The sequence below is a fragment of the Candidatus Thiosymbion oneisti genome, from assembly GCF_004359955.1.
GTDB lineage: Bacteria > Pseudomonadota > Gammaproteobacteria > Chromatiales > Chromatiaceae > Thiosymbion > Thiosymbion oneisti.
The window spans coordinates 1-21,481 of the sequence record NZ_SMSC01000044.1 but is presented as its reverse complement, the minus strand read 5'-3'; the positions used below and the strand labels follow the sequence as shown (position 1 = coordinate 21,481).

Genomic DNA, 21,481 nt, shown 5'->3' with positions numbered 1-21,481 from the left:
ATGGCCGCTTCTCGCCGCGCCCGAAGGGGGCCCTCCAAACGCGCCAAGGCGGCGTTACAGCGCTTGGCAAGAGCGTGGGCTATTCCCTGCGCGCTGTGCCTTGCCTGGGCGCGTTTGGGGGGCTCTGAGCATGAAAAATAAGGCGAAATGGGGTACTAAGCCCTCGGTATTCAGCCGACTTATCCTCGCGCTGGCTACCTGCCGGCGTATCCTTGTCGATGTCCGCTTCGCCGGCCAAATAGCCGCACTCCGGGCGGGCAGCTCGACCACTGCTCCGGACGCCCCAGGCCCGGAGGTTCCGCGCCTGCAAGTGGCCGAGCCGAATGCGGGCTTACAGCTCTTGGGTCTGCTCCAGCAGGAGGGGCGCTTTATTGATTTTCTCGAAGAGGACGTGGGCACCTATTCCGACGCCGAGATCGGTGCCGCCGCGCGTGTCGTGCACGAGGGGTGCAAGAAGACCCTGGGGCAGCATTTCACCATCGAGGCCGTGCGCGCCGAGGCGGAGGGGACCCGGGTGACGCTGGCGGAGGGCTTCGACGCGTCCGCAGTGCAGCTCACGGGTAACGTCGTCGGCCAGGCACCCTTCACCGGTAGTCTGGTTCACAGGGGCTGGCAGGTCACGGAGACTAGGCTGCCCCAGGTCGCTGCCGGCCATGATCTGACCATTCTGGCACCTGCGGAGGTAGAGCTGTGAGTGACGCACGCTATGCCGTAGGCATCGATCTGGGAACGACCCATTGCGCCCTGTCCTACGTCGACCTGGACCATAGCGAGTGGGACGAGGTCGCTCAGGAGATGATGCCGGTGCCCCAGCTGACGGGACCCGGTTCGGTCGCTGCGTTGCCCCTGCTGCCTTCGTTCCTGTATCTCCCCCACCCGGACGAACTGGCGGTAGCCGATCTGGTCTTGCCCTGGGGCAACAGTGGAGACCGAATCCTGGGTGAGATGGCGCGTTCCATCGGGGCCCGCACCCCCATCCGTCTGGTCTCCAGCGCCAAGAGCTGGCTGTGTCATCCGGGGATCGATCGGCGCAGCGCGGTGCTGCCGCCGGGGGCACCGGAAGCTGAGGTACCGCGACTCTCGCCTTACGAGGCCTCGGTCCGCTATCTGGAGCATCTGCGCGACGCCTGGAATTATGCCCACCCGTATCACGATCTGGCGCACCAGGAAGTCACGGTAACGGTTCCGGCCTCTTTCGATCCGGCCGCCCGCGAGCTGACCGCCGAGGCGGCCCAGGCCGTCGGCTTCCAACACCTGGTCCTGCTCGAAGAGCCCCAGGCGGCCCTCTACAGCTGGATCCACGACAGCGCAGGGAAATGGCGCAACCAGGTACGCGTCGGCGACATCATCCTGGTCATTGACGTCGGCGGCGGTACCACCGACCTGTCCCTGATCGCGGTTACGGAACGGGAAGGTGCGCTGGAGCTGACCCGGGTCGCCGTCGGCGAACACATCCTGCTCGGCGGCGACAACATGGATCTGGCGCTGGCGCATCTGGTCAAGGGCAAACTCGCCGCCGCAGGGACCGATTTGGACCATTGGCAGGTTCAGGCCCTCACCCACGGCTGCCGCCAGGCCAAAGAGGCGCTGCTGGTGGACCCGGACCTGGAGGCGGTGCCCGTAGTCGTGCCCAGCCGCGGGACCCGCCTCATTGACCGCAGCCTCCGCACCGAGCTGACGAGCGAGGAGATCAGGCGCACCCTGGTCGAAGGCTTTTTCCCCGAGGTTCCGGTGAGTGCGCGCCCGGCCGCCCGCGCGCGCACGGCGCTGACCAAGCTCGGTCTGTCCTATGCCCAGGACGCGGCCGTTACCCGCCACCTGGCCGCCTTCCTCGGGATCCAGATCGGGGCCACGGAAGACCTGTCCGGATTCGGGCCTGCCGGCGACAGCAGCTTCCTGCATCCGACGGCCGTGCTGTTCAACGGCGGGGTCTTCAAGGCGGACCTGCTCGCCGAGCGGGTGATGAAGGTGCTCAACGACTGGCTGACAACGGACGGTGCTCCGCCGGCCCGTTTGCTCGTCGGGGGAGACCTCGACCTCTCCGTAGCCCGCGGGGCCTCCTACTACGGCTATGTCCGACGGGGGAGGGGGGTCCGAATCCGCGGCGGCACCGCCCGCTCCTACTATGTGGGCGTGGAAAGCGCCGCGCCCGCCGTGCCGGGGGTGGAGCCGCGGATTCATGCCCTGTGCCTGGCCCCCTTCGGCATGGAAGAAGGCACCCAAGCCGAGATTCCACCCCAGGAATTCGGCCTGGTGGTCGCCGAGCAAGTAAGGTTTCGCTTCTTCGGCTCCTCGGTGCGCCGCGAGGATCAGGTCGGGGATTTGCTCGATGACTGGTCCGCCGCAGAAGTCGAAGAGCTCGAAGAAATCGAGGCCTACCTGCCCGCGGAGACACGGACACCGGGAGAAGTGGTCCCGGTACACCTGCGCGCCTCGGTGACCGAGGTCGGCACCTTGTTGCTGGAGGCCATGCCCCTCGATGGTCCGGAGCATTGGAAGGTGGAGTTCAATGTGCGGAATCCGGCTAATGAATGAGCTTGAGCCCGATGGCCAAGATGGGAGAGAAAACTACGAATCGTGCGAATCGGCGCGAATTAATCCGCGAGAATTCGCGTGATTCGTAGTTTTTCCTCTAGCGGAATCCTACGCTTGACTTCGCAAGTTGAAAAATCCTGTGGAAGGGATTTTTCGAGGTCTCCTTCTCAAGATACCCGTAACATGCTGTTTGCGAAGAAAGCGGCAAAACAGAGTGACATATAAATACAGGAGTTTCATATGAAGTTAAAAATTTTGATTCATGAAGCTGAAGAAGGCGGGTACTGGGCGGAAGTACCGGCTTTACGCGGTTGCGTATCCGAAGGAGAAACGATAGAGGAGACTTTAATGAATATTAAAGAAGCGGCACTAGGTTGGCTGGAAATTGCGTCTGAAAGATGTCAATCGAGCGAAAAAGTTCAATCCATGGAAATGGAGTTATGAAAACGGTTTCGGGGAAAACCTTTTGTAAATTTCTGGAACAACATGGTTGGGAGTTACAGCGTGTTTGTGGAAGTCATCACATTTATACAAAATCCGACAGAGAAGAGATATTAACAGTACCGGTACATGGGAATAAGGATTTAAAAAAAGGAACTCTTCAGAAGTTATTAAAAGATTCGGGGTTGAATCTGTAAGGCCAGATAGGTTAGGGTTCCTGCCTATGCATCTTCTGCGGCAACTGGATTTTGCAAATGCCGAAATAGTCGAGATTATGAATTTTATAAAGGGTCTAGATAACTTTAGAGTGGGTTTTCTTTCAGCAGAGTCAGTATTCTATCATAGAGGTTTTCCTCGCGGTAATTAAATCTGAATTCACATTCCTTGAGGTGTAGATGAAACGTATGTCTGGGGACGCCATTGAACTTTGCAAGCCTTCGTTTCGCAGATGACCAAAACGACTCAATCCCATTGATATGGCAATTACCACAGGCAAATTCATGCTCACCATGATGCACCCGGAAATGCTTTTTGTACCCCATGTCCACCAGCCCGTTATAGCCTCTCCAGCCGTCCGAGTGGATGATGCTATCCAGCTCTACCTGGCCCCGGATCGCAGCCTGTAGCTGCTTTTTGGAGGCATCTGGAACGATTTCCGTGTAGACTTCCCCCTGGCGTTCCAGAATCCCAAAGACAATTGTTTTACCGCGTGCTCCGCGACCCTTCTTCCCGCGAACACGTCGGGCACCAAAATAAGATTCATCAACTTCAATCGCGCCAGAGAAGGGCGATGATGCCTCACAAATCTGGGCGATTCTGATTCGTAATTTTAATAACAACTGATTGATCGTAGGACGGCTTACACCACTCAGCTTGGCAATTTTCGAGGCCGGTAAATCGAGCGCAAAATGGCGTATAATTACTCTGAATTTCGCTTCCGAAATGTGGGAACGCCTAAAATACCTGTTTTTTCGGTAGTGTTCTAGCTTTGTTGTTCTGCTCGTTCCCACGCTCCAGCGTGGGAACGCAAGTGTGGCCGCTCCAGCGGCCAAGGTTTCATGACGCTGGAGCGTCTGGACTTGCTCCCACGCTGGAGCGTGGGAGCCAGAGAGAAGGATAAAAATCTCAGGGTTTTGAATCATTAAGAATTAACCATCTTAACCATATCACTCTGATATTTACCACTACCAGATATTATATGGCAGTAGAGCCATCTACTGCATGTTAGGCTTGTGGAGGTTTAAGTGAAAAACATGTCTCTTGTTATTTTGTTGTCAATAATTGTCTTCCTTCCAACTAAATCTACTGCAGACCAAGATATTGAAGACATCGTTAGAGATGCCGCAGTTCAGGCCGCTGAAGATGCATTATCGAGGTCAGAATCTAGAAGTAAAAGAATGCTTGGAAGGGGTATAGGTCTTACAAATAGTCTTTATAGCGCATACAAACAAGCCGAGGAAGAGCGCCGCAGAAAGATGATTGAGAACATTACAGACAAGATAATGGCGGAAATTAAACTTACTGCGCCTATAAATGATGCAATTAAACAATCATGTCAAAAACTACACACAACTGATCAGCCAAATTTAGTTGATGTGGTTAAAAGAGAAATGGGCCTGCCATTTGATAACAAATATAAGGATGAATCATTAAAAGATGTTTCTGGTATTATAAAACATGTATTGTTGCAACAAAGGAGATTACAGCATTTAAGCAAAGCGAGTTACATGCCAATGACCAAGAGCTTAATGGAGGATAGTGAGTACATTTACAGAGATGAATCATTAACCATCAATATTCTTGCTATGGCAAATAAGGATAATCCAGACATGATAAATAAGTTACTGATGTATAAATACATGAATTACCAAATGGTAGTCAGCGATTGTTCGCGTATAATTAATGACAATAAATAAAGCAAGCCTAACATACGCCTGTACCCGACCCATTTAGTCGCTACCGCTCCTAAGTGCTCGGGTGAGGCTTGGCGATTAGATGTTCGCATAAAATGGCTATAACACTGTAAAACTGCAAATTGAGAGGCTTATATGAAAATCAATGTAGTCATTGAAAAAGATGGAGACGGCTACTTGGCTAGAGTAGAAGGGCATCAAAATTTGTTTGCATTTGCCTACACTGAAAAAGAGGCTGTTATCGAGTTAAAGAATGTTGTTGAAATGGTTATGGATTACCATCTTGAGCAGGCAAACGATGAGAGAATCATCAGAAATGAGCTGGCTACCACGGTAGAAAAATATGCCCTTCAAGTATAGGGAGATTGAAGGAAGGCTAATGAAAATGGGATATAGAGTTGTGCGCCAAAAAGGTTCACACGTCATATTTTCTGATGGCAAAAATACTTTTTCCGATGGCAGATTTGCAGCGCGCCGTGCAGGCGTTACTGGATGAGTTGGTGGAGTCCGGCGAGGAGGTGGGACTTCAGGCCGCCGTCTACGTTGAGGGTCAGCTGGCGGCGGACTGTGTCGCGGGGTGGCGATCGCAGGATCGTGAGACTCCGGTCTGCGAAGACACCCTGTTCACCGTCTACAGCTGCACCAAGGGGGTAGTCGCCAGTGCCGTGCACATCCTGGCCGAGCGCGGGCTGATTGACTACGAGCGGCCCGTGGCCGAGTACTGGCCTGAGTTTGCTTAGGCCGGCAAGGGGTCGGTTTCCGTTGCCCAGGCGCTCAATCACTTGGCCGGCATTCCCGAGACCGTGCAGGTCGAGGGCAAATCTACCGGTGAGATGTGGGCGGATTTGGACCTGTGCGTGGCCGAGGTGGCACGCCTTGAGCCGATCTTTCCACCCGGTTCCAGGGTCTGCTACCACGGCCTGACGTTCGGCTGGATCGCCGAGGGTATCGTGCGTGGCCTCGGCCTGAACCTCGGTGAGGTGGTGGCGGAAGAGATCGTCAAGCCTCTGCGCATGGGTAACGAGATGTACCTGGGCACGCCGGCCTCCGAGCAGGGCCGGATGGCGACACCCTTCGAGACGCCGCTCACCGGCGAGCCTCCCGAGATCGACCCCTTGGTCCTCCGGTGCATTCCCCTGGACATAGTCGAGGCCCTTAACCGGCCGGAGGTCCGATCCGCCCAAGTACCTGCCGCCAACATCAGTACCACCGCCCGGGCGCTGGCGCGACACTACGCAGCACTGGTAGGGGAGGTAGACGGGTGCCGTCTGATATCAGAGACGCATCTGGAGCAGGTCTTCTCCCAGCGTGTGGACCTTCCGGATGTCACGTTGGAACAATTCGCCGCCGTCCCGCAGGAGACTCCGCGTGCGGGGGGTTATCAGCTGAACACGGGGAGAAGGGACCAGATCATGTATTTTGGCCCCAACCCGAGGGCCTTCGGCCACGATGGCTATGGCGGTAACCTCGGCGCCGCCGACCCGGAGGCGAAGGTGGCACTCGGCTACGCCAAGACTCTACTCCACACCGATCAGATCCCGGTCCGGTTCGAGACCTTGTCGAAGACGAGATTTATCGAGACGGTCTACGGAAACCTGTAGTCACGGGCACTGGGTCAGACCGGAGAACTACGAATTGACACGAATCCGATTCGTGTCAATTCGTGGTCGCGGCCATAAGGGGAGAAAATATGGCAGTAAAGGACAGACCAGGTTTCGTCGATCTGGTAAGCTGTTGGGCTCTGAAAAGAGGTCATGCACATGAAAACAGCCGAAGAAATACAAACTGATATAGAAGCGCTTCCCCGCAAAGAGTACATGAAGCTTGTTCATTGGTTTTCTGAGCATGACTGGAAGGCGTGGGATAGAGAAATCGAAATAGATTCCAAATCCGGAAGACTCGATTTTTTGATAGAAGAGGCACTCGCGGAGAAAAGAGTGGGGAAACTAAGAGATTTGTAATGCACAAAACAACGACGCGATTTTGGCGTTGCTTCTACGCATTACCTCAAGAAGTCCAAGAGATCGCACGTAAAAATTATAACTTGCTAAAGGAAAACCCAAAGCATCCATCATTACATTTTAAGAAAGCAGGTAAACTATGGTCTGCTCGCGTCGGCAGAAATCACCGGGCGCTTGCCGTAGGGGATGAATGCGGATTTATATGGGTGTGGATCGGCGATCATGAAGAATATGACCGAATACTCAACGGGGAAAAGGCCCAGGAAGTACGGAAAGGGAGCAGGTTTAATTAACCTTAGTAAGTTCGTGTCCAATGCCATTAAGTTAAGCGTTACCGATCAGTAAAGTAAGAGAGAAAACTACGAATCACGCGAATCCTCACAGATGGATTCGCGCGCTTCGTAGTTTTCTCTTTCGTATTCCGACCCACCACGACAAGCGGCCAACAGCTAACTTAATGGCATTGAGTTTGTGTCAATTCATGTCAATTCGCGGTTCCGGCCCTAAAGAGAGAACCTGATGCACCCCGAGTTTCCTCTCTCCCCCGATATCCTCTACCTGAATCACGCTGCCGTTGCCCCCTGGCCCAGGCGCACTGTCGCCGCGGTGGCTCGTTTCGCGCAAGAGAACGGGACGCGCGGCGCTGCTGACTACGCGCGTTGGATCAGGACCGAGACGCGGTTGCGCGGGCGCCTGGCGGAGCTGATCAAGGCCCCGTCGCCGGCGGATGTGGCCTTGGTAAAGAATACCTCCGAAGGCCTGTCGGTCATCGCCTACGGAATCGACTGGAAACCGGGCGACAATGTCGTCGGTATCGCCCAGGAATTTCCTTCCAACCGCATCGTCTGGGAGTCTCTGGGTACCCAGGGCGTTGCGTACCGCTGGCTTGACCTCTATGCATCGTCACAGCCGGAGGCGGATCTCATGGATCTGTGCGATGAGCGTACCCGTCTGATCGCCCTGAGCTCGGTCCAGTACGCCAGGGGGTTGCGGTTGGATCTGGAGCGGTTGGGGGACTTCTGCCGCAGTCGGGATATCCTGTTTTGTGTGGATGCGATTCAGGGCCTAGGTGTCGTGCCCTTTGACCTGAAACGCGCCAAGGCGGATTTCGTGGTGGCGGACGGGCACAAGTGGATGCTGGGCCCCGAGGGCGTCGCCCTGCTGTATGTGGACCCGCGCCTGCGCCCGGAATTGCGCCTGCATCAGTACGGCTGGCACATGGTAGAGCACCGCGGCGACTATGAGCGCCTGGAATGGAGCCCCGCCGCGGATGCCAGGCGGTTCGAGTGCGGCAGTCCGAATATGCTCGGGGTCCATGCCTTGGATGCCAGCCTGTCCTTGCTGTTGGAGACCGGGATCGATCGCATCCGGGCCGCCGTGGCCGAACGCGCGCAGCGCCTCATCGAGCTGATCGACGGCCACGGCTTCGAGCTGCTGAGTCCCAGGGACCCCGAGCGTCGGGCCGGGATCCTGACCTTCCGCGTCCCCGGTGCTGACCATCAGACCCTGCACCAAGCCTTGACAGGCAGCGGCGTTATCTGCGCCCGGCGCGGTGGAGGGATCAGATTCTCCCCCCATTTCTACACCCCGCACAGCGTCCTGGAGCATGCCGTTCGAATAACCGCCGGGACCGCGGCAAGCCGGTCCGCACGGAAGTAAGAAGCTGTTTGGTTAAAACGGGTCCTCGCGTCGTGTTGTATTACGCCGCGTTCGATGCCGTGCCTGTCTGGGCGCGGTCCTGGGTTATTTGGTGTTGCCTGCGAAGACGTCTTTTTAGTCCGCAGATTACACAGATTTTCACAGATTGTTTCGTTCTTAATCTGTGGAAATCTGCGTAATCTGTGAATAAAGAAAGTTTGGGTTGCAGCTTGTTCAGGAACGCCAACGCAGGATCAGCAGCAGACCGGCGACAGTGTAAAGCCCTATCGCCAGTAGCTTGGCGAGGGTAAGGCTAAGGATCTGTCCGGGTCCGAACAGCAGGAGCCCGGTCGCGCTCAGGATCAGGGCGGCGGCGCCTACCGCCGCCGGCAGGGCCGTCCGCTGGCCGCGGAGCTCCGTGCCTAGCCTAGCCAGCTCCTCCGAGCGCCAGTGGAGGATCAGTTGGTGCCGATCCAGGGCCGTGAGCACCCGGTAGGCGAGCAGCGGCAGCTCCGGGAGCTGTTCGGAGGCTGGGCCTAGGTTCTTCCGTGCCCGCGCCAGGAACGCCTTGGCTCCCATCTGGTCCTTCATCCAGCGTTTCATAAAGGGCTTGGCGGTGGTCCAGAGATCGAGCTCCGGGTAGAGCTGGCGGCCCAGACCTTCGATGTTGAGCAGGGTCTTCTGCAGCAGCGCCAGCTGGGGCTGGACTTCCATGTTGAAGCGGCGTGCGGTCTGGAACAGGCGCAGCAGGAAGTTGCCGAAAGAGATTTCGGCCAGGGGTTTTTCGAAGATCGGCTCGCTCACGGTGCGGATGGCCGCCTCGAAGTCGACGATCCGGGTCCCGGGCGGCACCCAGCCGGACTCCACGTGTAGCTCGGCCACCCGGCGGTAGTCCCGATCGAAGAAGGCCAGGAGGTTCTCGGCCAGATAGCGTTGGTCCTCCACCGTCAGGCTGCCGACGATTCCGAAATCCACGGCGATGTAGCGCCCGTCGGGGTCTACGAAGATGTTGCCCGGATGCATATCGGCATGGAAGAAGTTGTCTCGGAACAGCTGGGTAAAGAAGATCTCGACCCCCCGCTCGCCGAGCATGCGCATGTCGATGCCCTGGGCCTTGAGGGTCTCGACCTCGCCCACCGGGGTACCGTAGATGCGCTCCATGACCATGACGTTGGGTCTGGTCAGGTCCCAGTAGACCTCCGGGATGTAGATCGCCTCGCTGCCGAGGAAGTTGCGCCGCAGCACGGAGGCGTTGGCGGCCTCGCGCTGCAGGTCCAACTCGTCGAAAATGGTCTTCTCGTACTCGGCGACCAAGGCCACCGGGCGCAACCGACGGCCGTCCTTCCAGTAGCGCTGGACCAGGTCCGCGATCACATAGAGCAGACCGATGTCGCGCCGGATGGTCTTCTTGATACGCGGCCGCAACACCTTGACCACCACCTCGTGACCGTCCTTGAGGCGCGCGGCGTGGACCTGGGCGATGGAGGCCGAGGCCAGGGGGGTCTCGCTGAAGTCGTCGAGTTCCGCTTCCAGGGGCTTATCCCAGGCCTGCTCGATCAGGGCGCGGGCCTGGATCCCGGAAAAGGGGGGGACCCGATCCTGCAGCTTGGCGAGCTCCACGGCCAGGTCGTCGGGCAGCAGGTCGCGGCGGGTGGAGAGGATCTGGCCGAACTTGACGAAGATAGGCCCCAGATCCTCCAGGGCCAGCCGGATACGCACCGGGTAGGGCGGCAGCTTGCCGCGGAACCAGAACCAGGGCGACAGGTAGAGCAGGAAACGGAGCGGCCGCAACAGATGGGTGGAGAAGATGACCTCATCCAGCCCCCGGCGCAGCAGCACCAGATTGATGTGGAGCCAGCGGATCGCCTGGGAGGGACGGATCATTCTAGGGGCTGTTGACATTTAACAAGGAGTAAACCCTAACCTCCGGGCTTGTCTCCCAATAGTACAGGATTCACAGGATTTTCAGGATTAACAGGATGTTACAATTGTTATTTAAGAAAAATAATCCTGTTAATCCTGGAAATCCCGTTAATCTTGTCCTATTAGTGGTTGGCACGACGATTATATCAACAGCCCCTGGGATCACCGCTCGCTGGTCGAGCCGTTCCGCCGCTGTGTCAGCCGCTCGATCCGGGCGGCGAGTCGTTCCACGCCATCCCGTACCCGATCGACCTCGTCCAGAAATGCCTGGACCTCATAGCGGCCAGGGAGTAGGCGCGCCTCTTCTTGCAGGTACTCCTTGACGTCCTCGGTCAGGGTGTCGGCGGTGCGTCGCCTCCAGTGCCCCGCAGCGCGCACTTGGGAGCCGATCCGGTGCGCGGCCACATCACCCACCAGCCGCGCGAGCTGCTCCTCCCAATCCACCTCCAGGCCACTCAGAAAATCGCCGAAGGCCTGAGCCAGGTGGGTATCGCCTTCGACCTGGACCTCGCCGGAGAAGAGTCGATCTTCCTTCCGGCGCGAGACGCCCAGCCGGGCCAAGGCCAGGGGCGCGGCGCGCAGAACACAGTCCGGCGTGCCCGCATAGTCACCATAGAGGTGCACCCCGGCAGGACCCGGTATCAGATAGAGTCGGGTATCGAAGCCGGCCACCTCGATCAGGATCACCTTGCCCTGGAGGTCGGTGATCCGCGCCGCCCCCTCGGGATCGAGGGCGAGATAGCGATTGATGGTCGCCTCCAGGGCCGCCAGGGCCGCGTCCGGGATCGGCATACCCGCGTTCACAGCTTGTAGCCCCGGTGAATGGCGACGATGCCGCCGCTGAGGTTGAAGAACTCGCAGCGCTCGAAGCCGGCTGCTTCCAGCATGGTCTGCAGGGTCTCCTGGTCCGGATGCATGCGAATGGACTCGGCGAGATAGCGGTAGCTGTCCGCATCCCCGGCGACCAGCCGACCCAGGGCGGGCAGGACCGAGAAGGAGTAGAGGTCGTAGGCCTTGCGCAGGGGGAGGTTGGCGGGATGGGAGAACTCCAACACCAGGACCCGGCCACCGGGCCGCAAGACCCGAAACATCTCCTCCAGGGCACGTTGCTTGTGGGTGACATTGCGCAGGCCGAAGCCGATGCTGATACAGTCGAACCGGTCGGCAGCAAAGGGTAGGGCCTCGGCGTTGACCTGGGCGTAGTGGATGTTGCCCGCAAGCCCTAAGTCCACCAAGCGGTCCCGGCCCCGGTCGAGCATGGTAGCGTTGATGTCCGTGGATACCACCGCGCCTTCCTTGCCCACCAGGCCGACGAAGCGCTCGGTCAGATCCCCGGTCCCGGCGGCCAGATCCAGTACCCGCTGGCCGCGGCGTACCCCCGCAAGCGCCACCGTCCGGCGCTTCCAGAGCCGGTGCACCCCCAAGGACATCAGATCGTTCATGAGGTCGTAGCGGGGGGCCACGGAGTCGAAGACCTCCCGTATCTGGGTGGCCTTCTCCTCGACCGCGACCTGCCGGTAGCCGAAGTGGGTGGTCTTCTCGTCGGACATGGTGAGGATACTTATTTTATCCGCAGATTACGCAGATTCGCACAGATTTCTCGAAAAGACCATACGCTTATACTGGAGACTCTTGGCACCGAAGTTGAGCAACAGCCCGCGTTCTATTCCGCTTGCTCTCAGATAGTGAATCAGCTGAGATTCTTCCTTTGCGGTCAGACGACCCAGCGCCTTCAACTCAACGACGACCTCCTCGTAACAAAGAAAATCGGCACGGTAAGCGGTACTCAAGATTTTCCCTTTGTATGCTACCGACAATTCAACCTCACGCGCGAAGGGAATGTTCTGCTCAGCGAACTCTATAGCCAGCGCGTCTTGGTACACAGCCTCCAAAAAACCGTGTCCAAGCTCGCGGTGCACGGCCATTGCTGCGCCAATGATCGCGTATGTTTGTTCGTCACGACTCATTATGCATTCAAACTACGCCGATTGCAGAGTGAACAAATGCAAGAATCTGCAGAAATCTGCGTAATCTGCGGATAAAAAAGAATGTCGTTATCAATCGTTCCCCGGGTTTGATATTCAGAGTGACGCGCCGAGGAACAGGTTTTGGAAGGCCTTGCGATCCCGGGTCCGATAGATGGTGAAGTCCTTGTCAACACTGGCTACGCTCCTGATCTTCAGGCGTTCGCACAAGGCGATCAGCGAGGCGTCCGTGAAGTCTGCCGGCAGGTCGCGGTATTTCTCGAGCAGGGCCCGGATGCGGGGAAAATCCTCGGTCGTATCCGCGTCGATGGTCAGGGATTGCTCCCCCCAAAACAGGAAATCCTGCTGGGCCTGCGGTGCGAAATCCAACATGTAGACGACTTCCGTGATGACCGGCAGATTGGTAACCAGCCGTCTGCGCAGATCCCGCACGAACGCGACGGCTTGTGCGTGATACCGATCCGAGCCGTCGAACAGGGCGATCAGCGGGCCGCTGTCAACGACGACGCTGTTCACGGAACTGCTCTCGAAGGATCTGTTTGCGCCGCTCGCTACGGTCGGTCTCGCCACTCGAGTAGCGACCGAACAAATGCTCGCCGATGGCATAGGGACCGGCTTCCTGTCCCTCGCGCTCGAGCTTCTCGCTGATGGCCTGGCGCACGAAAGCCGACAATGGAAGGTCGCGTTCACTCAAACGCCGTTGCAGCGCGGTCTTTAATCCCGGATCGAGACGGATGGAGATGGTCATGTCCTAGCTCCGTAATACGAGTGCGTATTACGGAATTATTGTCTTGATGAGGACCGATTGCAAGCAAAGACCACCGGAGCCTCGCCGCTTTTCGCGCAGAACGCGCTCAGCTGCGAACCGGACGGTCGATCAACTTATGTCGATTGCAGAGTGAGCAAAGGAAAAATCTACGGATAAGGATGGCTTGCTTTTTTATCCGCAGATTACGCAGATTTTTTGAAAAGAGCGTGCGTTTTTGACCACGAATCAACACGAATCGGATCTCAATAGCCTCAGCAGTTCAGGGGGCTGCGACAGTGCATGGTTTTCCCGTTTAAATACATCGTCTTAGCGGCTAATTTCGGGAACCTGCCGGTCGTGCCCTGCTCGGTGTAGCCAAATCGTCTGCAACCAAGCGTAGCTTACACCCAACTGACTGATTTTCAGAGCAGCGGGAACCTGATTGCAGATCGGATCTCGGATGTTCGATACAAGCTATTGGATTCATAGAGGTATTTTAGATTTCCAGTCCTCTGGCCCGAGTATCCGGCTGAGGTTGCCGAAACCGCAGCTATTCCAGGATGAGTGGTGCCCATCCATGGTGTTCCCCGTGCCTGCGGGGATGAACCGATTTTTCCTATAGTCAATGTGGCTCAAACGAAAGAATCTGCGGAAATCTGTGTAATCTGCGGATTCAACAAGGACATTGGGATTCCTCCATCACTTCGACTTACACTGCCGGCGACTGGGAACTGTGTAAGTGGGTGTAGGATGGGCAAAGCAAGCGCCCATCAAGCTGGTTCTAAGAGCCTGTTTACGATCTTTGGATTAACAAGGCCAGAAAAGCCAAGGTCACAAATTGCAAGCTGGTATTGAGTTTTCGCTCGCAGTTTTTCCATAACCGTCGACATTTTTCCAACCAGGCGAAAGAGCGCTCGACAACCCACCGTTTGGGCATCACTGTAAATGTGTGCAGTTCGTTTCGCTTAGCAACCTCGACCGTCGCCCCCAGCATTTTCCGTACGGCAGCTGCAAATGGCTGTCCCGTATAACCGCCATCAACCAACACATTCTTCACCGCTGACAAACTGTCCTGATGTTCCGAGAACGCCACCAATGCCCCTGCTCGATCGGCGACATCCGCGGTCGTAACGGCTATCGCATAGCATGGGGAAGCCCTTGCGTGTCCACGGCAAGATGTCGTTTGATTCCAGATACCTTCTTGCCCGCGTCATAACCCTTCTGTTCTGCGGTATCTGTATTCTTCACGCTTTGGGCATCAACGATCACGAAGGTTGTCTTCTCGTTCCGACCACGGTTGATACGGACCTCGCCAACCACATTTTTTTAAGGCCTGCTCAAGCAGGCTGAACTCATCATCAGAGGGTTTTTGACTCCAGCGACGAAAGTATTTATACACCACCTGCCAGTTTGGAAAATCACGGGGCAGCATTCGCCATTGGCAGCCACTTTTCAATACATACAAAATGGCGCAAAAAACATCATATAACTCAACCACTCGCGGCTTGGTCTTCTTCTTGGCCTGCTCGAATATAGCTTGTAAGGGCTCAAACTGCTCTCGGCTTATATCACTTGGCTAGGAATCTCTCATCGCTTTTCCTCTGGGTCAAAATCACTTTGACTTAAAGATCGTAAACAGGTTCTAAGGTATCGGATGTTCCGCAGCGGTTTCCGCATCGCGGCTGTTTATTAGGTGTCAGGTCCCGGATAATTGCATAGGATCTAAGATTGGGTCATTATTGCGTGCCAGAGAGCTCATGGAGTTGCTGGTGTCCACGTCCGTACCGGAGAAGACGCGATGAACATCGACCTGCATGCCAATGCAACCACGACCCCGAAGACCCGCCATTACATTCAGGCCTCCAACCAATCCGTCACGCTGCTCGCCGACGAGCTGGGGGTGAGTGAGGATACCATCCGCCGCTGGAAGCGCCGTGACGGGGTTGCCGACGGCTGCCACACGCCGCACCGCCTGCAGACCACCCTCACCCCCCATCAGGAGGCGGTGGTCGTGGCGCTGCGCAAGACGTTGCTGTTGCCGCTGGATGACCTGCTGGCAGTGACCCGTGAGTTTATCCACTGCGAGGTCTCCCGATCCGGTCTGGACCGTTGTCTGCGCCGCCACGGCGTTTCTAACCTCAAGGCGCTGATGCCCCACGAGGAGGGCGCCAGGAAGCCCGTAAAACCGTTCAAGGATTATGCGCCGGGCTTTGTGCACGTCGATGTCAAGTACCTGCCCCAAATGCCCGATGAGGACCACCGGCAGTATCTTTTCGCGGCCATTGACCGGGCCACCCGCTGGGTCTACGTGGAACTCCTCAAGGACAAGTCGGCAACCACCGCCAGTGGCTTCCTCAAGCGCTTGATCGACCAGGCACCCTTTACGATCACTCAGGTCCTCACCGACAACGGCAAGGAGTTTACCGACCGCTTTTGCGCCGCCGGCGAACGCCAGCCGACCGGCGCCCATGCCTTCGATCAGGTCTGTGCCGACCACCGCATCGAACATCGCCTGACCAAGCCCCGCAGTCCTCAAACCAATGGCATGGTCGAACGCTTCAATGGCCGTATTGCTGACATCCTGCGCACCCACCGCTTCGACTCCGCCGCCTCCCTGCAGGCTACCCTCAAACGCTTCGTCTATCTGTATAATCACCACATCCCGCAGAAAAACCTGCACCACAAGACCCCACTCCAAACACTCCAACAATGGTACGCTCAGCAGCCCCAACTGTTCAAAAAAATTCCTCGTAATCATCCGGGACATGACAATTAGGTTGCACCAAGCGAAGCGTGCCCATCGATTCATCGCTGTTGGGCACGGCGCGCTATAGGCTATCGGTTCGATTGCCGGCTCGGCAGCGCGCGCCTTTGCCCAACCTACGCGACTGGCGAAGCTGTTACCCTGGGGTCATGGAGCATCGTCCGCGCAAGCGCTTCGGCCAGAATTTTCTGCACGATCCGAACACCATCCGGCGCATCCTGTCGGTCGTAGACCCCAGGCCGGGAGAGCGCCTGGTGGAAATCGGCCCCGGCCGCGGCGCCATCACCACCGGCCTGCTGCGGGCCGCGGGAAGGCTGGATGTGGTGGAGCTGGATCGAGACCTGATCGAGCCCCTGGCCCGTCGGTGCACAGGCCTCGGCGAGCTGACTATCCACAATGCCGACGCCCTGGCTTTCGATCTCTGCGTCCTGTATCCGCACGAGCGGCTGCGGCTGGTCGGCAATCTGCCCTACAACCTCTCCACTCCCTTATTGTTCCGCTTTCTCGACCAGGCGGATGGTATCCGTGACATGCACTTCATGCTCCAGCGGGAACTCGTGGAGCGCATCGCCGCCGGGCCGGGCTCCAAGGTCTATGGTCGGCTGTCGGTCATGATCCAGGTCTACTGCCGAGCCGAGCCCCTGTTTCGCGTTGGTCCCGGCGCCTTCGCGCCGGTCCCCAAGGTAGACTCCGCCTGTGTGCGCCTGACCCCCCACCGCCCCCTGCCTTACCCGGTGCGGGACCCGGCCTGCCTGTCGCGACTGGTGACCCAGGCCTTCGGCCAGCGTCGCAAGACCCTGCGTAACAGCCTGCGGGGCCTGGTTGACCCCCAGCTGTTGCGGGCCCAGGGTTTGCACCCTGGGCAACGGGCCGAGGAGTTGAGTGTGGAGGCCTTCGTGCGCCTGGCCAATGCCGCTTGCAAAACTCAAGTTCCGCCCTGAATTAGTTCATCGAAATCAGGGTTGAACAGGCACCATCACAGATGACCAACGAAAGTCCCGAGCAGCCCGAGCGGATCGAACAGTCCGAGCAGTCCGATCAGCCCGATCAGCCCGATCAGCCCGATCAGCCCGATCAGCCCAAGGCGGGCGACCTGGCCCGTGCCGACCAGGTCCTGCCCGGGCTCATCCATCTGTTGCCGGTAGCCGCGCGCCCCTTCTTCCCGGGACAGGCGGTTCCCCTGATTATGAGCGCCCGCCACTGGTCCAAGACCATCAAAGCGGTCGGCGCGGCCGAACATAAGGTCCTGGGCGTGGTCCTGGTGCGCAGCGAAACCGCCGAGGAGGCGACCGTCGAGGACTTTCACCCGGTAGGCACCGCCTGCCGGGTCCATCGGGTGAACGAGCAAGACGGCATGCTCCAGGTGCTGGTGGAGTGCCTGCAGCGCTTCCGCCTTGAGGGCCTGGTCAACTCGAAGACCCCCTTCTCGGCCCGCGTGGACTACCTTGCCGAACCTGACGGGCCGCCGGATGAGCAGGTCAAGGCCTACGCCATGGCCGTGATCAACACCATCAAGGAGTTGCTGCCGCTCAATCCCCTCTATGTCGAAGAGTTGCGCATGTTTCTGGATCGCTTCGGTCCGGAAGACCCGTCCCATCTGGCGGACTTCGCGGCCAGCCTCACCACCTCTACCAAGGAGCAGCTGCAAGAGGTGCTGGAGACCGTCGAGCTGTTACCGCGCATGGAGAAGGTATTGGTCCTGCTCAACAATGAGCTGGAGCTCGCCCGCGCCCAGCAGAAGATCCGCAGCGCAGTCGAGGAACGCATGCACACCCAGCAGCGCGAGTTCTTCCTGCGCGAGCAGCTTAAGGCGATCCAGAAAGAGCTGGGGATCGCCAAGGACGACCGCACCGCCGAGCGCGACAAATTCAACAAACGCCTCAAGAAACTCACCCTCACCGACGAGGCCCAAAAGCGGGTGGACGAGGAGATGGATAAGCTGGCCATGCTGGAGACCGGCTCCCCCGAGTACGCCGTCACCCGCAACTACCTGGACTGGATCACCCTCTTGCCTTGGGGCCGCCACTCCAAGGACAAGCTGGACCTCAAGCGCGCTCGGCGGGTATTGGACCGGGACCACTACGGGCTCGAGGACGTCAAGGAACGCATCCTGGAATTCCTGGCGGTGGGCATCATGAAGGGCGAGGTCGCCGGCTCCATCATCCTGCTCACGGGCCCGCCCGGAGTCGGCAAGACCTCCGTCGGCCGCTCCATCGCCAACGCCCTGGGGCGGCGCTTCTACCGCTTCTCGGTAGGCGGCATCCGCGACGAGGCCGAGATCAAAGGCCACCGCCGCACCTATATCGGGGCCATGCCCGGCAAATTCCTCCAGGCCATGAAGGACGCGGGTACCGCCAACCCCGTCATCATGCTCGACGAGATCGACAAGATCGGTGCCTCCTTCCACGGCGACCCGGCCTCGGCCCTGCTCGAAGTGCTGGACCCGGAGCAGAACAGCGATTTTCTCGACCACTATCTGGATCTGCGCTTCGACCTATCCAAGGTGCTGTTTGTCTGCACCGCCAACCAGACCGACAGCATCCCAGGCCCCTTGCTCGACCGCATGGAAGTCATCCAGCTCGCCGGCTATATCGCCTCGGAAAAGCTGCAGATCGCCAGGAAATACCTGCTGCCGCGGCAGATCAAGCGAGCGGGCCTGACCAAGGGCGCGATCAAGCTCGACACCCGCACCCTGCGCGCCCTCATCGAAGGCTATGCCCGGGACGCGGGAGTGCGACGCCTGGAGAAGCAGCTCGGCAAGATCGTGCGCAAGGGCACCGTGAAGCTGCTCGAGGGCCGGGAGCCGCCAATCGCGGTAACCGGAAAGGACCTCAAGGACTACCTAGGCAGCCCCGTGTTCCGGGACGAACGGCGGCTGACCGGACCCGGCCTGGTCACCGGCCTGGCCTGGACCGCCATGGGGGGCGCCACCCTCAACGTCGAGGCCGTGCGCACCCACAGCTTCACCCGCGGCTTCAAGCTCACCGGCCAGCTCGGCGACGTGATGAAGGAATCGGCGGAGATCGCCTACGGCTATCTGGTCAGCCGGGCGGCGGAATTCGACGCCGACCCCGCCTTCTTCGAGAAGGCCTACATCCACCTCCATGTGCCCGCCGGGGCTACCCCCAAAGACGGCCCCTCGGCCGGGATCACCATCGCCTCCGCCTTACTCTCACTGGCCCGCAGCCGGCCGGTGCGACACATCGCCATGACCGGCGAGATCACCCTCACCGGCGAGGTATTCCCCATCGGCGGCGTGCGCGAGAAACTCATCGCCGCCCGCCGCGCCGGCATCAAAGAGATCATCCTGCCGGAAGACAACCGGGGCGACTTCGAGGAAGTACCCGAACATGTGCGCAAGGGACTGACAGTCCATTTCGCATCCCATTTCGGTACAGTGGTGCCGTTGCTGTTTCGGGAGTCGAGACAAGGGCAAGCGAAGGCGAGTGGGGGTGGTTGATTCGGAAAGAGGGGTTGTCGCTGGCGGTTTTGCCGTTGCATTACATAATAGGAATGTCTGGGCCGTGGAAAACCGAGCTCGTAAACCAGGAACCTTAATTGAGCTACAACCCTGAAACGAACGATGACTACCATTAGCTTTGACTTCGAAACGTCCGCCTTCAGTGCCTTACGGTTGGCGCCGAACGAGTTTGCCCGCGAAATGCGGGTTGCTGCCGCAGTGCAGTGGTACGTGCAAGGTATAGTTTCCCAGGGCAAGGCCGCAGAGCTTGCCGGATTGACACGCGCTGATTTCCTCGACGAGTTGTACCGGCGCAAAGTACCTGCCTGCCAAGTCGTGCCGGAGGAGTTGGCGGACGAGATCCATGGCGTCTAGGCGCTGGGTGGTCAATGCCTCGCCGCTGATTTTGCTTGGCAAGACGGACAATTTGCACCTGCTCGCAGCGCTGGCGGACGTTGTTACTATCCCGCGGGCGGTTGCCAAAGAGGTCGGCAACAAGCCTGATGGAGAGGCAATGCTTCAAGCCCTCGCTGCAAATCCGACGTTTGTCCGGGCCGATGACGAGCCAGTGAGTCCGGAGATCTTTGATTGGGACTTGGGTGAGGGGGAGACTCAAGTAATTGCCAATGCACGATGCCATGGCGCCGACCGAGTGGTTATCGATGACCTGAAGGCTCGGCGCTGTGCCAAAACAATGGGTCTTCGAGTCATTGGAACGTTAGGAATCGTTGGCCGCGCCAAAGCCTCTGGACTTATCGAACGGGTAGAGCCCACCATTAAGCACCTGCGTGAGACTGGGCTGTATGTGTCCGAAGAGTTGGTACGACTGATCCTACGTGAAGTTGACAAGTAACCGGCCCCTTTCCAAGAAAAAGGACACCCATCTTGTTTGCCTCGGGCAACGCCAAATAACTCAGGATTGCACCTGTTCGGCGTTATTTGGTGTTGCTCGCGAGGGCGTCATGTTGCGTTACGCCGCGTTCGACGCCGTGCCCCCCCAGGTGTTTTCCCGCGCGGCTAACGCAACCTACACCCAAAGCGAGGTCCGCGTGGGCCGACAGCACGGGCGGTGATATGGGTGTAGGTTGCATTAAGACGCTGGCATGACCTAAGCAGACAATCAACGAGCCTTTGGGCGTCGAACGCAACACGTCAAACCTTGTCCCGACGCAGGAGGGATCTTTTCCCTCCGGACAACGCCAAATCATTCAGGATTGCACTTTATTCGCCCCACCTTCCCACTGAGCTTTACCATGAACGCTCTTCACCTGGTTCTTGTTTCCCTTTTGATGTAAGGGCACCTTGAAAAAAAAACTATGGGTCTAGATAACTTTAGAGTGGATTTTCTTTCAGCAGAGTTAGTATTCTATCATATAAATTTTCCTCTCGGTGATTAAATCTGAATTCACATTCCTTGAGGTGCAGATGAAACGTTTGTGGTGGGACACCATTGAATTTAGCAAGCCTTCATTTAGCATACGACCAGAATGATTCAATGCCATTGATATGGCAATTACCACGGGCAAATTCATGCTTACCATGATGCACCCGGAAATGCTTTTTGTGGCCCATGTCCACGAGTCCATTATAGCCTCTCCAGCCGTCCGAGTGGATGATGCTATCCAGCTCTACCTGGCCCCGGATCGCAGCCTGTAGCTGCTTTTTGGAGGCATCTGGAACGATTTCCGTGTAGACTTCCCCCTGGCGTTCCAGGATCCCAAAGACAATTGTTTTACCGCGTGCTCCGCGACCCTTCTTCCCGCGAACACGTCGGGCACCAAAATAAGATTCATCAACTTCAATCTCGCCAGAGAAGGGCGATGAGGCATCACAAATCTGGGCGATTCTGATGCGTAATTTTAATAACAACTGATTGATCGTAGGACGGCTTACACCACTCAGTTCGGCAATTTTCGAGGCCGGTAAATCGTGCGCAAAATAGCGTATAATTGCTCTGAATTTGGCTTCCGAAAGGTGTGAATGCCTGAAATACCTGTTTTTTCCTTGCATAACATAACCTTAGCATACATTTAAAGATGCTAAAGTTATCTAGACCCAAACTATTATTCGAGGCACCCTTAAGACAAGGCCAAAACTTTTTTGCTATAGGGCA

General features: G+C 57.8%; 22 protein-coding genes and 3 pseudogenes. 16 read left to right on the top strand and 9 right to left on the bottom strand.

The annotated features are described in order from the left end of the window. Positions 1-130 precede the first annotated feature (130 nt). The 4 genes from E1958_RS18385 (at position 131) to E1958_RS18370 (ending at position 3,173) form a co-directional block, all read left to right on the top strand. A complete protein-coding gene (locus E1958_RS18385; protein ID WP_133513165.1) occupies positions 131-694 on the top strand; it encodes a DUF2760 domain-containing protein in 564 nt (187 codons plus the stop codon). Continuing rightward, positions 691-2,535, top strand: a complete 1,845-nt coding sequence (locus E1958_RS18380; RefSeq protein ID WP_133513164.1) for an Hsp70 family protein — start codon at positions 691-693, stop codon at positions 2,533-2,535. Before E1958_RS18385 ends, E1958_RS18380 begins: the two co-directional genes overlap by 4 nt. Positions 2,536-2,775: 240 nt before the next feature. Further along, the gene (locus E1958_RS18375) at positions 2,776-2,979 is read left to right on the top strand and encodes a type II toxin-antitoxin system HicB family antitoxin (RefSeq protein ID WP_089724253.1); all 204 of its coding nucleotides are present in this window, start codon (positions 2,776-2,778) and stop codon (positions 2,977-2,979) included. Then, entirely contained in the window at positions 2,976-3,173 is a 198-nt protein-coding gene (locus E1958_RS18370; protein ID WP_133513163.1) for a type II toxin-antitoxin system HicA family toxin, read from the top strand. Before E1958_RS18375 ends, E1958_RS18370 begins: the two co-directional genes overlap by 4 nt. A gap of 105 nt (positions 3,174-3,278) precedes the next feature. On the opposite strand, the gene E1958_RS18365 is transcribed toward E1958_RS18370, so the two are convergent. Beyond that, positions 3,279-4,118: an IS1595 family transposase gene (locus tag E1958_RS18365; protein ID WP_243448495.1), complete on the bottom strand. Its 840-nt coding sequence runs from the start codon at positions 4,116-4,118 to the stop codon at positions 3,279-3,281. A gap of 102 nt (positions 4,119-4,220) precedes the next feature. On the opposite strand from E1958_RS18365, the gene E1958_RS18360 reads away from it, so the two are divergent. The 7 genes and pseudogenes from E1958_RS18360 (at position 4,221) to E1958_RS18325 (ending at position 8,509) form a co-directional block, all read left to right on the top strand. Further along, complete coding sequence (locus tag E1958_RS18360) at positions 4,221-4,892, top strand: hypothetical protein (protein ID WP_133513162.1); 672 nt, start codon at positions 4,221-4,223, stop codon at positions 4,890-4,892. Between the two features lie 132 nt (positions 4,893-5,024). Beyond that, entirely contained in the window at positions 5,025-5,249 is a 225-nt protein-coding gene (locus tag E1958_RS18355) for a hypothetical protein (RefSeq protein WP_133513161.1), read from the top strand. Beyond that, positions 5,233-5,385, top strand: coding sequence for a type II toxin-antitoxin system HicA family toxin (locus E1958_RS22180; protein ID WP_133513160.1), 153 nt, complete (start codon positions 5,233-5,235; stop codon positions 5,383-5,385). Before E1958_RS18355 ends, E1958_RS22180 begins: the two co-directional genes overlap by 17 nt. Further along, positions 5,324-6,490, top strand: a pseudogene (locus E1958_RS18340) (serine hydrolase domain-containing protein). The gene E1958_RS22180 and the pseudogene E1958_RS18340 overlap by 62 nt, the downstream one beginning before the upstream one ends. Positions 6,491-6,649: 159 nt before the next feature. Next, entirely contained in the window at positions 6,650-6,850 is a 201-nt protein-coding gene (locus tag E1958_RS18335; RefSeq protein ID WP_133513157.1) for a hypothetical protein, read from the top strand. Then, positions 6,850-7,143, top strand: a complete 294-nt coding sequence (locus E1958_RS22175) for a ParE family toxin-like protein (protein ID WP_133513156.1) — start codon at positions 6,850-6,852, stop codon at positions 7,141-7,143. Before E1958_RS18335 ends, E1958_RS22175 begins: the two co-directional genes overlap by 1 nt. 226 nt (positions 7,144-7,369) lie before the next feature. Continuing rightward, entirely contained in the window at positions 7,370-8,509 is a 1,140-nt protein-coding gene (locus E1958_RS18325; protein ID WP_133513155.1) for an aminotransferase class V-fold PLP-dependent enzyme, read from the top strand. A gap of 213 nt (positions 8,510-8,722) precedes the next feature. Here E1958_RS18325 and ubiB read toward each other — a convergent pair whose 3' ends face one another. The 7 genes and pseudogenes from ubiB to E1958_RS18290 all read right to left on the bottom strand — a co-directional run bounded on the left by ubiB (position 8,723) and on the right by E1958_RS18290 (position 14,711). Beyond that, a complete protein-coding gene (ubiB, locus tag E1958_RS18320; protein WP_133513154.1) occupies positions 8,723-10,372 on the bottom strand; it encodes a ubiquinone biosynthesis regulatory protein kinase UbiB in 1,650 nt (549 codons plus the stop codon). A 201-nt stretch (positions 10,373-10,573) separates the two neighbouring features. Then, positions 10,574-11,215: a ubiquinone biosynthesis accessory factor UbiJ gene (locus tag E1958_RS18315; protein WP_133513153.1), complete on the bottom strand. Its 642-nt coding sequence runs from the start codon at positions 11,213-11,215 to the stop codon at positions 10,574-10,576. Further along, a complete protein-coding gene (gene ubiE, locus E1958_RS18310; protein WP_133513152.1) occupies positions 11,212-11,961 on the bottom strand; it encodes a bifunctional demethylmenaquinone methyltransferase/2-methoxy-6-polyprenyl-1,4-benzoquinol methylase UbiE in 750 nt (249 codons plus the stop codon). The genes E1958_RS18315 and ubiE overlap by 4 nt, the downstream gene beginning before the upstream one ends. Before the next feature lie 27 nt (positions 11,962-11,988). Further along, on the bottom strand, positions 11,989-12,378 hold the full coding sequence (locus E1958_RS18305) for a GxxExxY protein (RefSeq protein WP_133513151.1): 390 nt from the start codon (positions 12,376-12,378) through the stop codon (positions 11,989-11,991). Between the two features lie 114 nt (positions 12,379-12,492). After that, positions 12,493-12,912: a type II toxin-antitoxin system VapC family toxin gene (locus E1958_RS18300; RefSeq protein ID WP_165742148.1), complete on the bottom strand. Its 420-nt coding sequence runs from the start codon at positions 12,910-12,912 to the stop codon at positions 12,493-12,495. Next, positions 12,893-13,144, bottom strand: coding sequence for a hypothetical protein (locus E1958_RS18295; RefSeq protein ID WP_133513149.1), 252 nt, complete (start codon positions 13,142-13,144; stop codon positions 12,893-12,895). The genes E1958_RS18300 and E1958_RS18295 overlap by 20 nt, the downstream gene beginning before the upstream one ends. Positions 13,145-13,937: 793 nt before the next feature. Then, positions 13,938-14,711 (bottom strand): annotated as a pseudogene (locus tag E1958_RS18290) (IS5 family transposase). A gap of 231 nt (positions 14,712-14,942) precedes the next feature. Between E1958_RS18290 and E1958_RS18285 the strand changes: the two are divergent. The 5 genes from E1958_RS18285 to E1958_RS18265 all read left to right on the top strand — a co-directional run bounded on the left by E1958_RS18285 (position 14,943) and on the right by E1958_RS18265 (position 20,221). Continuing rightward, complete coding sequence (locus tag E1958_RS18285; RefSeq protein WP_133513148.1) at positions 14,943-15,920, top strand: IS481 family transposase; 978 nt, start codon at positions 14,943-14,945, stop codon at positions 15,918-15,920. Between the two features lie 137 nt (positions 15,921-16,057). Further along, positions 16,058-16,849: a 16S rRNA (adenine(1518)-N(6)/adenine(1519)-N(6))-dimethyltransferase RsmA gene (gene rsmA / locus E1958_RS18280; protein WP_133513147.1), complete on the top strand. Its 792-nt coding sequence runs from the start codon at positions 16,058-16,060 to the stop codon at positions 16,847-16,849. A 41-nt stretch (positions 16,850-16,890) separates the two neighbouring features. Next, complete coding sequence (gene lon, locus E1958_RS18275; protein ID WP_133513146.1) at positions 16,891-19,368, top strand: endopeptidase La; 2,478 nt, start codon at positions 16,891-16,893, stop codon at positions 19,366-19,368. 123 nt (positions 19,369-19,491) lie between these two features. Beyond that, the gene (locus tag E1958_RS18270) at positions 19,492-19,743 is read left to right on the top strand and encodes a UPF0175 family protein (RefSeq protein ID WP_133513145.1); all 252 of its coding nucleotides are present in this window, start codon (positions 19,492-19,494) and stop codon (positions 19,741-19,743) included. Further along, positions 19,733-20,221, top strand: a complete 489-nt coding sequence (locus tag E1958_RS18265) for a PIN domain-containing protein (RefSeq protein WP_133513144.1) — start codon at positions 19,733-19,735, stop codon at positions 20,219-20,221. The genes E1958_RS18270 and E1958_RS18265 overlap by 11 nt, the downstream gene beginning before the upstream one ends. Positions 20,222-20,700: 479 nt before the next feature. Here E1958_RS18265 and E1958_RS18260 read toward each other — a convergent pair. After that, positions 20,701-21,378, bottom strand: a pseudogene (locus E1958_RS18260) (IS1595 family transposase). Positions 21,379-21,481 lie beyond the last annotated feature (103 nt).

Excerpts from the sequence above, each read along its gene's own strand:
- E1958_RS18385 (WP_133513165.1), top strand. The coding sequence starts at position 131 with ATGAAAAATAAGGCGAAATGGGGTACTAAGCCCTCGGTATTCAGCCGA.
- E1958_RS18375 (WP_089724253.1), top strand. The coding sequence starts at position 2,776 with ATGAAGTTAAAAATTTTGATTCATGAAGCTGAAGAAGGCGGGTACTGG.
- E1958_RS18370 (WP_133513163.1), top strand. The coding sequence starts at position 2,976 with ATGAAAACGGTTTCGGGGAAAACCTTTTGTAAATTTCTGGAACAACAT.
- E1958_RS18365 (WP_243448495.1), bottom strand. The coding sequence starts at position 4,118 with ATGATTCAAAACCCTGAGATTTTTATCCTTCTCTCTGGCTCCCACGCT.
- E1958_RS18355 (WP_133513161.1), top strand. The coding sequence starts at position 5,025 with ATGAAAATCAATGTAGTCATTGAAAAAGATGGAGACGGCTACTTGGCT.
- E1958_RS22180 (WP_133513160.1), top strand. The coding sequence starts at position 5,233 with ATGCCCTTCAAGTATAGGGAGATTGAAGGAAGGCTAATGAAAATGGGA.
- E1958_RS18335 (WP_133513157.1), top strand. The coding sequence starts at position 6,650 with ATGAAAACAGCCGAAGAAATACAAACTGATATAGAAGCGCTTCCCCGC.
- E1958_RS22175 (WP_133513156.1), top strand. The coding sequence starts at position 6,850 with ATGCACAAAACAACGACGCGATTTTGGCGTTGCTTCTACGCATTACCT.
- E1958_RS18325 (WP_133513155.1), top strand. The coding sequence starts at position 7,370 with ATGCACCCCGAGTTTCCTCTCTCCCCCGATATCCTCTACCTGAATCAC.
- ubiB (WP_133513154.1), bottom strand. The coding sequence starts at position 10,372 with ATGATCCGTCCCTCCCAGGCGATCCGCTGGCTCCACATCAATCTGGTG.
- ubiE (WP_133513152.1), bottom strand. The coding sequence starts at position 11,961 with ATGTCCGACGAGAAGACCACCCACTTCGGCTACCGGCAGGTCGCGGTC.
- E1958_RS18305 (WP_133513151.1), bottom strand. The coding sequence starts at position 12,378 with ATGAGTCGTGACGAACAAACATACGCGATCATTGGCGCAGCAATGGCC.
- E1958_RS18295 (WP_133513149.1), bottom strand. The coding sequence starts at position 13,144 with ATGACCATCTCCATCCGTCTCGATCCGGGATTAAAGACCGCGCTGCAA.
- E1958_RS18285 (WP_133513148.1), top strand. The coding sequence starts at position 14,943 with ATGAACATCGACCTGCATGCCAATGCAACCACGACCCCGAAGACCCGC.
- rsmA (WP_133513147.1), top strand. The coding sequence starts at position 16,058 with ATGGAGCATCGTCCGCGCAAGCGCTTCGGCCAGAATTTTCTGCACGAT.
- lon (WP_133513146.1), top strand. The coding sequence starts at position 16,891 with ATGACCAACGAAAGTCCCGAGCAGCCCGAGCGGATCGAACAGTCCGAG.
- E1958_RS18270 (WP_133513145.1), top strand. The coding sequence starts at position 19,492 with ATGACTACCATTAGCTTTGACTTCGAAACGTCCGCCTTCAGTGCCTTA.
- E1958_RS18265 (WP_133513144.1), top strand. The coding sequence starts at position 19,733 with ATGGCGTCTAGGCGCTGGGTGGTCAATGCCTCGCCGCTGATTTTGCTT.